14 protein-coding genes are annotated in these 14,907 nt (G+C 74.1%); 10 read left to right on the top strand and 4 right to left on the bottom strand.

Annotated features, from left to right (window positions below):
- Positions 1-70: 70 nt before the first annotated feature.
- A complete protein-coding gene (locus O3438_RS11740; protein ID WP_269680000.1) occupies positions 71-472 on the top strand; it encodes a ChaB family protein in 402 nt (133 codons plus the stop codon).
- A gap of 54 nt (positions 473-526) precedes the next feature.
- Here O3438_RS11740 and O3438_RS11735 read toward each other — a convergent pair whose 3' ends face one another.
- Entirely contained in the window at positions 527-1,960 is a 1,434-nt protein-coding gene (locus tag O3438_RS11735) for an aldehyde dehydrogenase family protein (RefSeq protein ID WP_269679999.1), read from the bottom strand.
- Positions 1,961-2,032: 72 nt separating this feature from the next.
- Between O3438_RS11735 and O3438_RS11730 the strand changes: the two genes are divergently transcribed.
- Positions 2,033-3,640, top strand: coding sequence for a phytoene desaturase family protein (locus O3438_RS11730; protein ID WP_269679998.1), 1,608 nt, complete (start codon positions 2,033-2,035; stop codon positions 3,638-3,640).
- Between the two features lie 74 nt (positions 3,641-3,714).
- On the opposite strand, the gene O3438_RS11725 is transcribed toward O3438_RS11730, so the two are convergent.
- From O3438_RS11725 to O3438_RS11715, 3 genes are all read right to left on the bottom strand, one after another.
- On the bottom strand, positions 3,715-4,482 hold the full coding sequence (locus tag O3438_RS11725) for a polyprenol monophosphomannose synthase (protein ID WP_269679997.1): 768 nt from the start codon (positions 4,480-4,482) through the stop codon (positions 3,715-3,717).
- A gap of 168 nt (positions 4,483-4,650) precedes the next feature.
- On the bottom strand, positions 4,651-5,652 hold the full coding sequence (locus tag O3438_RS11720; RefSeq protein ID WP_269679996.1) for an SDR family oxidoreductase: 1,002 nt from the start codon (positions 5,650-5,652) through the stop codon (positions 4,651-4,653).
- Between the two features lie 2 nt (positions 5,653-5,654).
- Positions 5,655-6,077: an SRPBCC family protein gene (locus tag O3438_RS11715; RefSeq protein WP_332367456.1), complete on the bottom strand. Its 423-nt coding sequence runs from the start codon at positions 6,075-6,077 to the stop codon at positions 5,655-5,657.
- A gap of 172 nt (positions 6,078-6,249) precedes the next feature.
- Between O3438_RS11715 and O3438_RS11710 the strand changes: the two genes are divergently transcribed.
- Genes O3438_RS11710 through O3438_RS11675 form a run of 8 tightly spaced genes read left to right on the top strand, consistent with a single transcriptional unit; the run spans position 6,250 to position 14,883 of the window.
- Positions 6,250-7,935, top strand: a complete 1,686-nt coding sequence (locus O3438_RS11710; RefSeq protein WP_442929592.1) for an HAD-IIIA family hydrolase — start codon at positions 6,250-6,252, stop codon at positions 7,933-7,935.
- The gene (locus tag O3438_RS11705) at positions 7,932-8,906 is read left to right on the top strand and encodes a glycosyltransferase (RefSeq protein WP_269679993.1); all 975 of its coding nucleotides are present in this window, start codon (positions 7,932-7,934) and stop codon (positions 8,904-8,906) included. The genes O3438_RS11710 and O3438_RS11705 overlap by 4 nt, the downstream gene beginning before the upstream one ends.
- Positions 8,891-10,108: a glycosyltransferase gene (locus tag O3438_RS11700; protein ID WP_088990430.1), complete on the top strand. Its 1,218-nt coding sequence runs from the start codon at positions 8,891-8,893 to the stop codon at positions 10,106-10,108. The genes O3438_RS11705 and O3438_RS11700 overlap by 16 nt, the downstream gene beginning before the upstream one ends.
- Positions 10,105-10,797: a D-sedoheptulose-7-phosphate isomerase gene (locus O3438_RS11695; RefSeq protein WP_269683623.1), complete on the top strand. Its 693-nt coding sequence runs from the start codon at positions 10,105-10,107 to the stop codon at positions 10,795-10,797. The genes O3438_RS11700 and O3438_RS11695 overlap by 4 nt, the downstream gene beginning before the upstream one ends.
- A gap of 16 nt (positions 10,798-10,813) precedes the next feature.
- Positions 10,814-12,268 carry a PfkB family carbohydrate kinase gene (locus O3438_RS11690; protein ID WP_269679992.1) on the top strand — a complete coding sequence of 485 codons (1,455 nt, stop codon included), beginning with the start codon at positions 10,814-10,816 and terminating at the stop codon, positions 12,266-12,268.
- Positions 12,265-12,966 (top strand): SDR family oxidoreductase, encoded by a 702-nt coding sequence (locus tag O3438_RS11685; RefSeq protein WP_269679991.1) that lies wholly within the window; start codon positions 12,265-12,267, stop codon positions 12,964-12,966. Before O3438_RS11690 ends, O3438_RS11685 begins: the two co-directional genes overlap by 4 nt.
- Positions 12,963-13,916, top strand: a complete 954-nt coding sequence (locus O3438_RS11680; protein ID WP_269679990.1) for a glycosyltransferase family 9 protein — start codon at positions 12,963-12,965, stop codon at positions 13,914-13,916. The genes O3438_RS11685 and O3438_RS11680 overlap by 4 nt, the downstream gene beginning before the upstream one ends.
- The gene (locus O3438_RS11675) at positions 13,900-14,883 is read left to right on the top strand and encodes a DNA topoisomerase IB (RefSeq protein WP_269679989.1); all 984 of its coding nucleotides are present in this window, start codon (positions 13,900-13,902) and stop codon (positions 14,881-14,883) included. Before O3438_RS11680 ends, O3438_RS11675 begins: the two co-directional genes overlap by 17 nt.
- The last annotated feature ends 24 nt before the right edge of the window (positions 14,884-14,907 follow it).

The following is a 14,907-nucleotide window of genomic DNA, read 5'->3' as shown; positions in this document are numbered from 1 at the left end:
GCACGCGGCCGTTTAGGCCGGGACGCCGGGGGAACCTGAGGGGGATCCGAACGACGCGGAGGAGGACGACATGCCCGGGCGCGAAGACCTGCCCAGCACGCTGCGACGCTCCTCGGACAAGGCGCAGCGCACGTGGGAGAAGACGCACGACTCGGCGGTTGAGACCTACGGTGAGGGGGAGCGGTCGCACCGGACCGCGTTCGCCGCGGTGAAGCACCAGTTCGAGAAGGTGGGCGACCACTGGGAGCCGAAGGGACGTAAGGGCCCGAGCGACCAGCAGGCCGCCGGTGGCGGACCGGAGCGGCGCGCACCCACCGCCGGTGGGGTGGACGCCAACGCGACCAAGGACCACCTGATGTCGGTGGCCCGCGAGCTGGACGTACCCGGCCGATCCAGCATGAACAAGCCGGACCTGGTCAAGGCGATCCAGAAGGCCAACGACCGGGCCACCCGCAAGGCTCGCGGCGACTGACCTGCCAGACGACGGCACGGGCGGACGCACCACCCCTGCGTCCGCCCGTGCCGTTCACCAAACGCCTCCGCCCGGCGCCTCGATGTGCACCGCCTTGGTGGCGGTGAACTCGTCCAGCAGCTCCGGGCCGTACCCGAAGCCCTGCCCGCTGGCGCGACGCGGATGCGCGGCGCCGCCCGGAGCACCCCCGAACACCGCGTTGACCTTGACGGTGCCCACCGGCAGTTCCCGCCAGGCCCGCTGCGCATGGCTCATCGACGTGGTCAACACGGTGGCGGCCAGCCCGTACGGGGAGTCCGCGGCGCAGCGCAGCGCCTCGTCGAACGAGTCAACGACCACAACGGGCGCGACCGGCCCGAACGTCTCCTCCCGCACCAGCGGCATGTCGTGCCGGCAGTCCGTGACCACCGTGGCCGGGTAGAACGCCCCCGGCCCGTCCGGCACCTCGCCTCCGACCCGCACCTGTGCGCCGCCCGCCACCGCCGCCGTCACCTGCCCGTGCACGTGGTCGCGGTGCCGCCGGTCGACCAGCGGGCCCAGTTCGGTGCCCGGGTCCCGGCCCGGCCCGACCCGCAGTGCCTCGGCGTGCCGCGTCAGGGCGGCCACGAAGTCCCCGGCCACCTCCCGGTGCACGTAGATCCGCTCCACCGCCACGCAGATCTGCCCGGCGTTGGCGAACGCGCCGAGCGCGGCCTGACCGGCCGCCCACTCCGGGTCGACGCCCGCGTCGACGACCAACGGATCACTGCCCCCGTTCTCCAGGAGCACCTTCGCGCCGGTGCGGGCCGCGGCGGCGGCGATCGCCCGACCGGTCGCCGTCGAGCCGACGTGCGCCACCACGTCGACGTCCTGCGCGGCCAGCGCCGCACCGACCTCCGGGCCGCCGGTGAGCAGGGACAGGACACCGGCCGGCAGAGCTTGGTCCAGCGCCCGGGCCAGCAGCCAACCCGTCGCCGGCGCACGTTCGCTCGGCTTGTAGAGCACCACGTTGCCGGTCACCACTGCCGCGCCGAGCAGACCGCAGGACACCGCCACCGGGTCGTTCCACGGGGTGATCGCGGCGACCACACCACGCGGCTGCGGGGTCAGGAAGTCCAGCGCGTCGGCTCCACCGTTGAGGGTCCGCCCGCCGCGCAGCGGGGCGAGCTCCGCGTACTGTCGCAGGGTGCCGATGCCCGCCTCGACGCCACCGCGGGCGTCCGCCAACGGCTTGCCCATCTCCGCCGTGACCGCCTCGGCCAGCTCCTCGGTGGCCGCCTCCACCGCGTCCGCGGCCCGGTGCAGCGCCGCCGCCCGTTCGGCCGGCGCGGTCGCCGCCCACTGCGCCGCCGCGTTCCGTGCCGCCTGGGCCGCCTTGCCGACCTCGTCGGCAGTGGCCACCGGCACCGTGCTGACCGGCGTACCGTCCGCCGGATCACACACCACCAGCTCACCGCCGTCGCCGCCCGCGCCCCACACCCCACCCACCAGCTGCGCAACCGTGTACATGCGGCGCTGGATGCCCGGGCCTCGGCGAGACAAACGCGTTTCGCCCGGTTGCACGCCGGGTAGGCGGATCGGATGACCACCACCGCCGTACAGAGCGCGGACGCCGTCATCGTCGGGGCCGGCCACAACGGCCTGGTGGCGGCCAACCTGCTGGCCGACGCCGGCTGGGAGGTGGTGGTGCTGGAGGCCACCTCCGCGCCCGGTGGCGCGGTCCGCTCCGCCGAGGTCACCGCCCCCGGCTACCTGAGCGACCTCTACAGCTCGTTCTACCCCCTGGGGTACGCGTCACCGGTGCTGGCCGACCTCGACCTGGGTCAGCACGGACTGTCCTGGCGGCATGCGCCGGACGTGCTGGCGCACCTGCTGCCGGACGGACGGGCTGCGGTGATCAACCGGGACCTGGACGTCACGGCGGCGTCGCTGGAGCAGTTCGCCCCCGGCGACGGCAAGCGCTGGCTCAACGCGTACACCGACTGGCTCGACGTGGCCGAGCCGATGCTGGACGCGATCACCTCGCCGTTCCCGCCGGTCCGTGGCGGGTTGGGTCTGCTGCGTCGCCTGCGGGTCGCCGGCGCGCTGCGACTGGCCCGGCGCCTGGTGGTGCCGGTGCGCAAGCTCGGCGACGAACTCTTCGACGGTGCCGGCGGGCCGGCCCTGCTGGCCGGCTGCGCGCTGCACACCGACCTGTCCCCGGAGGAGGCCGGCTCCGGGGTGTACGGCTGGTTGCTGGCCATGCTCGGCCAGCAGATCGGTTGGCCGGTGCCTGAGGGCGGCGCCCAGCAGATCACCAACGCGCTGGTGGCTCGGTTGCAGGAGCGCGGCGGGGTGATCCTCTACGGCGCCCACGTCGACCGGGTGCTCACCGCACGGGGCCGGGCCATGGGGGTCCGCACCGTCGGCGGCGCGCTGTGGCGGGCCCGACGGGCCGTCCTCGCCGACGTGCCGGCGCCGGCGCTCTACCTCGACCTGGTCGGTGCGGCGGCGCTGCCGTCACGGCTGGTGGAGGACCTGGCGCACTTCCGCTGGGACGGTTCGACGCTGAAGGTGGACTGGGCGCTGTCCGCGCCGATGCCCTGGATCAACCGGGAGCTGGCCGGCGCCGGCACCGTGCACCTGGGCGCGGACCTGAACGGGTTGACCCGGTACGCGAGCGAGCTGGCCCGAGGCGAACTGCCCCGTGACCCGTTCCTGCTGCTCGGGCAGATGTCCGTCGCCGACCCGAGTCACTCCCCGCCGGGCACCGAGTCGCTCTGGTCGTACACCCACCTGCCGTTTCGTCGGGACTGGCGGGCCGAGGACGTCGCCGGTCACGTGCAGCGCATGGAGGACGTGTTGGAGGCGGCGGCACCGGGTTTCCGGCAGCTCGTCGTCGGCCGGCACGTGGCGGGCCCGGCCGACCTGGAGAAGGGCAACCCGAGCCTGGTCGGCGGCACCCTCGGCGGTGGCACCGCCGCCGCGTACCAACAGCTGTTCCTGCGCCCGATCCCTGGCCTGGGCCGGGCGGACACGCCGGTGGACCGGCTCTTCCTGGCCAGTGCGTCGGCGCATCCCGGCGGTGGGGTGCACGGCGCTCCCGGCGCGAACGCGGCCCGCGCGGCGCTGGCCCGTGACCGTGCCCTGACCGGCCGGGCGTACGCCGCAGCCATCGCAACAGCCCACCGCGCTGTCTACCCCGACTGACCCGCCCGACCCGGGCCCCCTCACCCCCGCCGCCGCCCGCCGGGGGTGAGGGTGGGGCGGGGGGCGGGTGGGTGTCAGTTGGTGATGTTGCGGTGCTTGCTGCGCAGGCGGAAGGGCATCAGGGCGCTCTCCACCTTGGTCGCGGTGGTCATCTTGGACGCGCCCTCCTGGCGCTCCTCGAAACGAATCGGCACCTCCAGGATGGTGTGCCCCAGCTTGGTCGCCAGGTAGTGCATCTCCACCTGGAAGCTGTAGCCGTTGGACTGCACCCGGTTCAGGTCGATGTTCCGCAGCGCGTCGGCCTGCCAGATCTTGAAGCCGGCGGTGAGGTCGCGGATGCGCACCCGCAGCAGGGTGTGCACGTAGAGGTTCGCCCAGCCGCTGAGGGCCCGGCGGTACAGCGGCCAGTTCTCGTCCAGCTCGCCGCCCGGCACGTAGCGGGAACCGATCACCACGCTGGCCTGGGTGGAGAGGAGCGCGCCCAGCATGCCCGGCAGCGCCTCCGGCGGGTGCGACAGGTCGGCGTCCATCTGCGCCACGTACTCGGCGCCCCCGTCGAGCGCCCGTCCCATCCCGTCGACGTACGCCCGGCCGAGGCCCTCCTTGCCGGCGCGGTGGACGACCTCGATCCGCTCCGGGTGCTCGATGGCCAGCTTGTCGGCCACGTCACCGGTGCCGTCCGGGGAGTTGTCGTCGGCGACGAGGATGCGCAGGCCGGGCAGCGGCAGTGCGAGCAGCCGCTCCACAAGCGTGGGCAGGTTTCCCGCTTCGTTGTAGGTGGGAACGACGACGGTCAGGCGTACGTCCCGCCACGGCGACGGCAGCTGCACAGGCTCGATCATGCGGGCATCCTCGGTTTGCGGACATGGGGCTCAAGGAAAGGGTATCCAGTTGTCACGTTCGGGTTGAAGAGGCACCCCTTCCGGGCGTTGCGGGAGCGGGTGGCACGCGGTGTCCGATCGTGGGTCCACCGGTCGCGGGGGTTACCAGGCCACCGCCCGCGAAGACCCTCAGCGCCTGCGTCGTGTGACGGCGGCGAGGGTCAGTGCCGCGACGGTGAGTGCGATCCCGGTCAGCGCCGGCTTGTGGGTGCCGACCCACAGCGCCGCCGAACGGTCGCGGGCCCGGTCGGAGAAGATGCCCGCCGCGCCCCGGTCCGCCTCCTGGTCGCCCGGATGGTCGAGATTGTCCCGCCAGGTGGCCGGATCGATCTCCTCGCCGGTCTGCTGGCTGTCGTAGCCGTCGCGGGCCAGCTTCCGGTCGAGCAACCCGGGGAACAGGATGTCGGCCAGCCGGGCCTGCCACGTCGGGCCGCCCACGTTCAGCTCACGGGTGCCGCGCTCGGCGGCCCAGACGACGGCCCGCGCGGCCAACTCCGGCGTGAAGATCGGCGGTACGGGCTGCGGATGCCGGGGCAGCCGCGTACGGACCCAGGAGAACTGCGGCGTGTTGACGGCGGGCAGCTGCACCATCGACAGCTTCACCCCCGGGCAGTCGTGCAGCAGTTCGGCGCGCAGCGAGTCGTTGAAGCCCTGCACCGCGTGTTTGCTCGCGCAGTACGCCGACTGCAGGGGGATCCCCCGGTAGGCCAACGCGGAGCCCACCTGCACGATCGTGCCCCGCCCGTGCGCCCGCATGTGGCGCAGCGCCGCCAGGGTGCCGTGCACAGTGCCCAGGTAGGTGACCTCGGTGACCCGCCGGAACTCGCGCGCGGGGATCTCCCAGGCGGGCGCGAACACCGAGGCCATCGCGTTGTTGATCCACAGGTCGACGCCGCCCCACCGGTGCACCACGTCGTCGGCGGCCTGCTGCACCGCACCCGCGTCGGCCACGTCGACCCGGTAGGCGCGTACGTCGGTCGCGCCGCGCAGTCGACACTCCCGCTCGGCGGCGACGAGACCGGCCTCACCCCGTGCCAGCAGCGCCAACCGGGCGCCCCGAGCCGCGTACGCGTGTGCGATGGCCCGACCGACACCGGCGCTCGCGCCGGTCACCACCACGGTCTGCGTCACTGTCACCCCTTCTGTCGGGTGGCGATGTCGGCCAGCCGGTCCAGCGTCTCCCGGTTGCGCAGGTGCAGCACCAGGTCGTTGAGCTTGTTGTGGAGCCACCGCAGCGGGCCGGCGGCGAAGTCCTCACCGATGCGCACCCGGGTGGCGTCGTCGCCAACCGGTTCCAGCGTGAAGGCCACAATCGCCTCACCCGCCGGCCAGAGCCCGGCCTTGAGGACGAGTCGGTGCGGCGGTTCGCAGACCAGCACCGTCGACGCGTCCTGCAGTGAGAACGGCCATGGCCCGGCCCGGTGGTGCAGTTGGCTGCCCACCCGGGGCCAGGCGTCGTCGACGTCGCGCATGTGTGCCGTGCCGACCACCCAGTCGCTGTACGTCCACCCGTCGGCCAGCACGTCGAACACCTGCTGCGGGGGAGCTTCGATCACTTTCTCCACAATCGCCACTGGATTCCCATACCCGCGCCTGGGCGGTGCTAACGACCGGCGGGTTAGCTTCTCCGGCACGGCGGGTAAGGCCGACGCGGGGCGCCGCTGGCGGCGCTGGCCCACCCCCTCGCCGACGACGTTTACTCCTCGGGGCGCAGGGAACCCGCCGGCTGTGCGACAGGACCAGGAGGATCGGTATCAGCGCAGGTCAGCCCCGGTTTACGCCGCTGCTGACCGCGCCGGTTCCGCCGGGTTGCGTGGTCCCGCCGGAAGCCTCCGACCCGTCCTGTACGACGCGGTGCTGCTGGACCGCGACGGCACGCTGATCGAGGACGTTCCGTACAACGGCGACCCGGAGAAGGTGCGACCGGTGCCCGGAGCGCGGGCCGCGCTGGACCGGTTGCGGGCGGCCGGGCTGCGGCTGGCGGTGGTCACGAACCAGTCGGGTCTGGCCCGGGGCTATTTCACCGGGGAGCAGATGCGAGCGGTGCACGCCCGCGTCGAGGAGTTGCTGGGCCGGTTCGACGCCTGGCTGGTCTGCCCGCACGACGACGAGGACCGGTGCGACTGCCGTAAGCCGGCACCGGGCCTGGTGCACGCCGCTGCCCGTCAACTGGGCACCACCGCCTCCCGGTGCGTGATGGTGGGCGACATCGGCCGGGACGTCGCGGCCGCGCTGGCCGCCGGCGCGACGGGCGTCCTGGTGCCCACTCCGGTGACACGACCGGAGGAGATCGCCGCCGCCGGATGGACGGCCACCGACCTGCCGGCGGCGGTGGACGAGATCCTGCGCCGGCAACAGGCCGTGCTGCCGACCGCCCCGCCCGGCGAGCCGGTGCGGACCGCGTTGGTGGTCCGGTCGGACTCGGCGGGGGACGTGCTGGTGACCGGGCCGGCGATCCGCGCCGTCGCGGCCGGGGCGCAGCGGGTGGTGCTGCTCTGCGGGCCGCGGGGCCGTGCCGCCGCCGACCTGCTGCCCGGCATCGACGAGATCATCGAGCACCCGCTGCCCTGGATCGACAGCACGCCGGCCCCTGTCGACCCGAAGGACATGCGGAGCCTGATCGCCCGCCTCGGCGCGGTCGGCGCCGACCAGGCGGTGGTCTTCACCTCGTTCCACCAGTCCGCACTGCCGCTGGCACTGCTGCTGCGGATGGCGGGGATCGGCCGGATCGCGGCGATCAGCGACGACTACCCGGGCTCGCTGCTGGACGTCCGGCACCGGGTGCCGGTGGGCGTCCCCGAACCCGAACGCGCCCTCTCTCTCGCCGCCGCCGCCGGCCACCGGCTGCCCGACGGCGACGAACCGGTGCTCCGGCTCCGCCACGACGTCGTGGCGGAGCGCCCGTCCGATCTTGGCGACCCGGGGTACGTGGTGCTGCACCCCGGCTCGGCCGCGTCGAGCCGGGCCTGCCCGCCCGAGGTCGCGACGAGGATCGCCGCGGCACTGAGCGCCGCCGGGCACCGGGTGCTGGTCACCGGCGGCCCTGACGAACGTGTTGTCACCGCACGGGTCGCGGCGGCCGGTGGCACCGACCTGGGTGGACGAACCGACCTGGCCGGCCTGGCCGGGATCGTGGCGGACGCCAGCGCTGTCGTCGTCGGCAACACCGGTCCGGCGCACCTGGCCGCCGCCGCCGGTGTGCCGGTGGTGAGTCTCTTCGCGCCGACCGTCCCGTTCGGTCAGTGGGGCCCCTACCGGGTGCCCACCGTCCGGCTCGGCGACGCGAACGCGCCGTGCCGGGACACCCGGGCCGCCAGCTGCCCGGTCCCCGGCCACCCCTGCCTCAACGACGTCGACCCGGACGCTGTGGTCGACGCGCTGCGGATGCTCAGCGTCGGTGGTGGTGGCCGATGAACATCCTGCTCTGGCACGTGCATGGGTCCTGGACCACATCGTTCGTGCACGGCGGCCACCGCTATCTGATCCCCACCACACCCGACCGCGGGCCGTACGGCCTCGGCCGGGCCCGCACCTACCCCTGGCCGGACAACGCGGTCGAGGTCACCCCGGAGGATCTGCCCGGCGCCGACGTCGACCTGGTCATCCTGCAACGACCGGAGGAGATCGACCGGGCGCAGGAGTGGCTGCGGCGCCGCCCGGGCCGCGACCTTCCGGCGATCTACGTCGAACACAACACCCCCAAGGGCGACGTACCCAACACGCGCCACCCGATGGCCGACCGCGACGACCTGCTCATCGCCCACGTCACCGGGTTCAACCAGATCTTCTGGGACACCGGCGCCACCCGCACCACAGTGGTCGACCACGGCATCGTCGCCCCCACCGTCTCCTACACCGGGGAACTCGACCGGCTCGCCGTGGTGATCAACGAACCGGTCCGGCGTGGCCGGGTCACCGGCACCGACCTGCTGCCCCGGTTCGCCGAGATCGCCCCGCTGGACGTCTTCGGGATGGGCGTCGCCGGTCTGGCCGACCACCTCGGACTGCCCGCCGACCGACTCACCAGCCACGACGACGTGCCCCAGCACCGGATGCACGCCGAGCTGGGGCGGCGGCGGGCGTACCTGCACCTGTGCCGGTGGACGTCGCTCGGGCTGAGCCTCATCGAGGCGATGGCGATCGGCATGCCGGTCGTCGCGCTCGCCACCACCGAGGCGGTGATGGCGGTGCCCCCGGAGGCCGGAGCTCTCGCCACCCGGACCGACACCCTGCTCGACGCCGCCCGCCGGTTCATCGACGAACCGGCGACCGCACGTCAGGCCGGAGCGGCGGCGCGGACCGCCGCCCGCGACAGGTACGGCCTCGACCGTTTCCTCGCTGACTGGGACCGGCTGCTGGAGGAGGAAGTATGCGGATCGCGATGATCTCGGAGCACGCCAGCCCGCTCGCCGTCCTCGGAGGGGAGGACGCCGGCGGCCAGAACACGCACGTCGCGGAGCTGTCCGCCGCTCTCGCCGCCGCCGGGCACGAGGTGCGGGTCTACACGCGCCGGGACGCGCCCGACCTGCCGGTGACCGTCCGCAGCCCCGACGGGTACGACGTGGTGCACGTGCCCGCCGGCCCGGCCGAACCGGTCGCCAAGGACGCGCTGCTGCCGCACATGCGGGAGTTCAGCCGTTGGTTGACCGAGCGCTGGCGGGGCGGGGAATGGGTGCCCGAGGTGATCCACGCGCACTTCTGGATGAGTGGCCTGGCGGCGCTGACCGCCGGGCGGCAGACCGGGGTGCCGGTGGTGCAGACGTACCACGCGCTGGGCACTGTGAAGCGCCGCTACCAGGGTGTGCAGGACACCAGCCCGGCCCGGCGGGTGTCCTACGAACGCGAGTTGGGCCGTTCGGTGGACCGGATCGTCGCGCAGTGCCGCGACGAGGTGGGCGAACTCGTCCGGATGGGTGTGCCCCGGTCCCGGATGACAGTCGTTCCCTCCGGGGTCAACCTCGCCACGTTCGCCCCGCTCGGGCCGGCCGCCGACCGGGAGCCGGGTCGGGCCAGGATCCTGACCGTGGGTCGGCTGGTCGAACGCAAGGGCTTCCAGACCGTGATCCGCGCGATGGCGCTGGTCGCCGACGCCGAGTGCGTGGTCGTCGGCGGCCCGCCCGAAGGGCTGCTCGAAACGGACCCGTACGCGCGGCGGCTGCGGGCCCTCGCCGAGTCGTGCGGGGTGGCCGACCGGGTGCACCTGGTCGGCGCGGTGCCCCGGGAGGAGATGGGCCGGTGGTACCGCTCGGCGGACCTGCTGGTCGCCGCACCCTGGTACGAGCCGTTCGGGTTGACCCCGCTGGAGGCGATGGCCTGCGGGGTGCCGGTCGTCGGCACCGCCGTCGGCGGCATCCGGGACACCGTGGTCGACGGGACGACAGGTGACCTCGTACCGGCGCGGGACCCGCACGCGCTGGCCGGCGCGATCCAGGGGTTGCTCGACGACCGGATCAGGCGCTTCGCGTACGCCACGGCGGCCCGCGAGCGGGCGCGGACCCGGTACTCGTGGGCGGCGACCGCCGAGCGGCTGGTGGAGGTCTACAGCGAGGTGGCCGCCGTCCGCCGGCCGACGCGGGTGGTGGCCTGATGCCGGCGGGCAGCCTGCTCGACACCCACCTGACGAACCTCGCGGCGGCGCTGGTGCCGTACCGGCGGTGTGAGTCGCAGTTGGCGCGCTGGGGCGCCGACCTGGCCCATCGGCTGGTCACCGGGGGGCGTCTGCTGGTCGCCGGCAACGGCGGCAGCGCCGCGGAGGCCCAGCACCTCACCGCCGAGCTGGTCGGCAAGCTCCACGACGACCGCCAGCCGCTGTCGGCGATCGCGCTGCACGCGGAGACGAGCGCGCTCACCGCGATCGCCAACGACTACGGCTACGACGACGTCTACGCCCGGCAGGTGCGGGCCCACGGTCGCCCCGGGGACGTCCTGTTGCTGCTCAGCACCAGCGGGGCCAGCCCCAACCTGGTCCGCGCCGCGCAGGCCGCCCGCGACGTCGGCGTGACCAGTTGGGCGCTCACCGGGGCCGTCCCCAACCCCCTGGCCGACGCCTGTGACGACGTGCTGGCCGTCGTGTCCGCTGACACCCAGGTCGTGCAGGAGCTGCACCTCGTGACCAGTCACCTTCTCTGCGAGTACCTGGAACAGGAGTTGCCCGCCGCGTTGGCCGCGGCCGACGCGGCGGCGATCGTCCGCCACGTGCCGGGGGAGGCCGGGTCGGTGCGCGCCGGGGTCGACGTGGTGCTCGACGGTGGGGCCGCACAGCAGGTCGACGCGTGAGGATGAGGAGGCAAGCGTGAGGGGACCCGTGGTGGTGCTCGGCGACACCCTGCTCGACCGAGATGTGGAGGGGGTGGTGAACCGTCTCTGCCCGGACTCCCCGGTGCCGGTGCTCGACGAGACCTCGGCCGTCGACCGGCCCGGTGGCGCCGGTCTGGCCGCGGTGTTCGCCGCCGCGCAGGGCGCCGAGGTGGTGCTGGTGACGGCGCTCGCCGACGACGCCGGCGGCGCCCGACTGAGCGCGCTGCTCGCCGCCGCCGGCGTGCAGGTGTACCCGCTGGCCCTGCCCGGCGCGACACCGGAGAAGATCCGTCTCCGGGCTCGGGGCAGGGTGTTGCTGCGCCACGACCGCGGCGGTGCGTCCGGGGAGCCGGGTGAGCCGTCCGAGGAGGTCCTGCGGGTGATCGGTTCGGCGTCGGCGGTGCTGGTCAGCGACTACGGCCGGGGGGTGGCCCGGCAGCCCGCGCTGCGCGACGCGTTGGCCGCGACCCGTGCGCCGGTGGTGTGGGATCCGCACCCGCGTGGCCCGGAGGCGGTGCCCGGTGTGCACCTGGCCACCCCGAACGAGTCGGAGGTACGGGAGCTGGTCCCGGCGGTGCCCGGCGCGTCCCGGTTGGCCACCGCGTCCCGCGGGGCGCAGGGGCTGCGGCGGCGCTGGCGCGCCGGTGCGGTGGCGGTGACGTTGGGCGGTGACGGGGCGCTGCTCTGTCATGCCGGGTCGACGCCGCTCGTGGTGCCGACCCCGGGCAGCGCCGAGGGGGACACCTGCGGGGCCGGCGACCGGTTCGCGGCCGCCGCGAGCCTCGCGTTGGCCGAGGGCGCGTTGGTCTCCGAGGCGGTGCAGGTGGCGGTCGCCGAGGCGTCCAGGTTCGTGGCCGGTGGGGGAGTGGCCGCGGCGCTGCCGTCGGATCTGGCACCGGCGAGGAGCGCGCCGGGTCGGGAGGTGTTCCGGTCGCTGCCGAGGGGCGGCGTGGCGGGCGAGCCGGTGGGCGTCGCCGCGGTCGCCACGCTCCTGCGGGAGGTACGCGCCGCGGGCGGCACCGTGGTGGCGACCGGCGGCTGCTTCGACCTTCTACACGCCGGGCACGTGGCCACCCTGCAGGCCGCCCGACAGCTCGGTGACTGCCTGATCGTCTGCCTGAACTCCGACGCCAGCGTGGCCGGGTTGAAGGGCCCGGATCGGCCGGTGATGTCCGAGGGTGACCGCAGTCGGGTGCTGAGCGCACTCAGCTGTGTCGACGCGGTACTCGTCTTCGACGAGCCGACCCCGGCGGCGACGCTGTCCTGGGTACGCCCGGACATCTGGGTGAAGGGCGGCGACTACGCCACCGGCGGCGGGGACGACGCCACCGCACTGCCGGAGGCGGAGGTCCTGCGCCGGTGGGGCGGGAACACAGTCGTGGTGCCCTACCTGGACGGTCGGTCCACCACCGACATGATCGTTCGTACGCTCGCGGAGCAGACCCGATGACCGCCACGCGGTCCGGGGACGGGCCGACGGTCCTGGTCACCGGGGGCGCGAGCGGGCTCGGCGCGGCGGTGGTCGCGGCGGTGGCCGCGTCCGGTGGCCGGCCGGTCGTGCTGGACCGGCAGCCGCCGGCCGACGGGGTGTCCTGGACCGAGTGCGACCTGGCCGACACACGGGCCGCGGAGGTGGCCACCCAGCACCTCGCCGAGCAGGCCGGTGGTCTGGACGCGGTGGTCACCGCCGCCGGCATGGACGTGCCCGGTCGACTCCTCGACGTGCCGGGCGAGACCTGGGACCGGATCGTCGCTGTCGACCTGCTGGCCACGGCGGCGGTGATCCGGGCCGCGTTGCCGTTCCTGCTGACGTCCCGGGGCCGTATCGTCACGGTCGCCTCCACACTGGGAGTCAAGGCGGTCAGTGACGCCACAGCGTACTGCGCGGCGAAGTTCGGGGTGGTGGGCTTCACCCGTGCCCTCGCCGCCGAACTCGCCGGGCAGGTCGGTGTCACCCTGCTCATTCCGGGCGGGATGCGAACGGCGTTCTTCGACGAGCGCGACCCGCAGTACAAGCCCGGCCCGGACGCGATCCTCAACGATCCCGTCGACACCGCCGCCGCGATCATGTTCGCGTTGAACCAACCGCCCGGCTGCGCGGTGCGGGAGCTGGTGGTCTGCGCCGAGCAGGAGACGTCGTACCCGTGATCCTCGTGCTGCGCGCCCTCGGCGTCGGCGACCTGGTGACAGCGGTGCCCGCCGTGCGGGCGCTGCGCGCCGCGTACCCCTCTCGGGAGCTGGTGCTCGCCGCGCCCGCCGGGCTGGCTCCGCTCGTCGACCTGGTCGGCGGCGTGGACCGGCTGGTGGACACCTGCGGGCTGGACCGGCCTGTCCGGGTCGGGGCGGCCCCACAGGTCGCCGTCAACCTGCACGGGCGCGGCCCGCAGTCGCACCGGTTGCTCGCGGCCACCCGGCCCGGACGGCTGCTCGCCTTCGCCGACCCGGACGGCGACCACGCCGACGGTCCGCAGTGGTCCGACGACGAGCACGAGGTGGACCGGTGGTGTCGGCTGCTGTCCTGGTACGGCATCCCGGCCGACCGGGCCGACCTCGGCCTGCGCCGGCCCCCGTCGGCCGGGCTGCCCACCGGTGTGACGGTGCTGCATCCCGGCAGCAAGGTCCCGGCCAAGCGGTGGCCGGCCGAGCGGTTCGCCGCGCTGGCCAGGGCGTTGACCGACCAGGGACACCGGGTGCTGCTCACCGGGTCGGCCGACGAGCGGGCGCTGGCGGCCCGGGTGGCCGAGGGCGCCGGCCTGGGGTCGGACGCGGTGCTGGCCGGCCGGACCGACCTCGGCACGCTCGCCGCGCTGGTGGCCGACGCCCGGCTGGTGGTCAGCGGGGACACCGGCGTGGCCCACCTGGCCACCGGGTACGGCACCGCGTCGGTGGTCCTCTTCGGGCCGGTGCCACCGGCGCGCTGGGGACCGCCGCCGGACCGGCCCCGGCACCGGGTGCTCTGGGCCGGTGAGGGGGATTGGCCCAGGTGGGACGGGGTAGGAAGCCACCCGACGATGGCGGCCCTGCGTCTCGACGAGGTGTTGGCCGCCGTGGCTGAGGTGGAGAGGGTGGTGCGGGTCTCCGGTGCGGTTGCGGCGTAGTGACCCGGGTCGACCGGGGTACGGGCGGCGTCGGCGCGGTCGGGGCTGGCACTTCGTCGACCCGACCGGTGCTCCGGTCCGGGACGAAGAGGTCCTGGCCCGGCTGCGGGAGTTGGTCATTCCTCCGGCCTGGCAGGACGTCTGGATCTCGCCGTACCCGAACGGCCACATCCAGGCGATCGGTATCGACGCGGCCGGGCGCAAGCAGTACGTCTACCACCCGCGGTGGCGGGAGAAGCAGGACGAGGCGAAGTTCGACCACATGCTGGAGGTGGCCCGTCGGCTTCCGGCGCTGCGGGAGCGGGTGGGGCGTGACCTGGACGGCCGGGGGTTGAACCGGGACCGGGTGCTCGCCACGGTGGCCCGCCTGCTGGACATGGGGATGTTCCGCGTCGGCAGCGACCAGTACGCGGCCGGCGACGACCCGACGTACGGGGTGTCGACACTGCGCCCCGAGCACGCGCGGTCCCGCGGCGGCTGCGTGGTCCTGGTGTTCCCGGCGAAGGGCGGCATCGAGCAGGTACGCCGGATCGAGGACCCGGAGTTGTGCCAGGTGCTGGTCAATCTGCGCCGTCGGCGTCGGCGGGCGGACCGGCTGTTCGGCTACTGGGATGGGCGGGACTGGCGGGATGTGCGCAGCGACGAGGTGAACGGCTACCTGCGCGACGCCAGTGGTGGGGAGATGACCGCCAAGGACTTCCGCACCTGGCACGCGACGGTGCTCGCCGCCACCGAGCTGGCGACCGCCGCTCCGGCACGGTCGGTGACCGCCCGGCGCAGGGCGGTGGTCGCCGTGATGCGCGCGGTGGCCGAGCTGCTGGGCAACACTCCGACGGTGGCTCGTGCGTCGTACGTGGATCCTCGGGTTGTCGACCTCTACCACGACGGGGTGGTGGCGTCGGTGGATCCGAAGGCGTCCCGCGAGGAGGCCGAGAGGGTCGTCCTGGAACTGTTGGAGAAGGCCTGACCGGCCCCGCCTACGATCCTGGGG

This window comes from Micromonospora sp. WMMC250 (assembly GCF_027460215.1).
GTDB lineage: Bacteria > Actinomycetota > Actinomycetes > Mycobacteriales > Micromonosporaceae > Micromonospora > Micromonospora taraxaci.
Note: the sequence above shows the minus strand (reverse complement) of the source record. Positions and strands in the feature narration are given on the sequence as shown.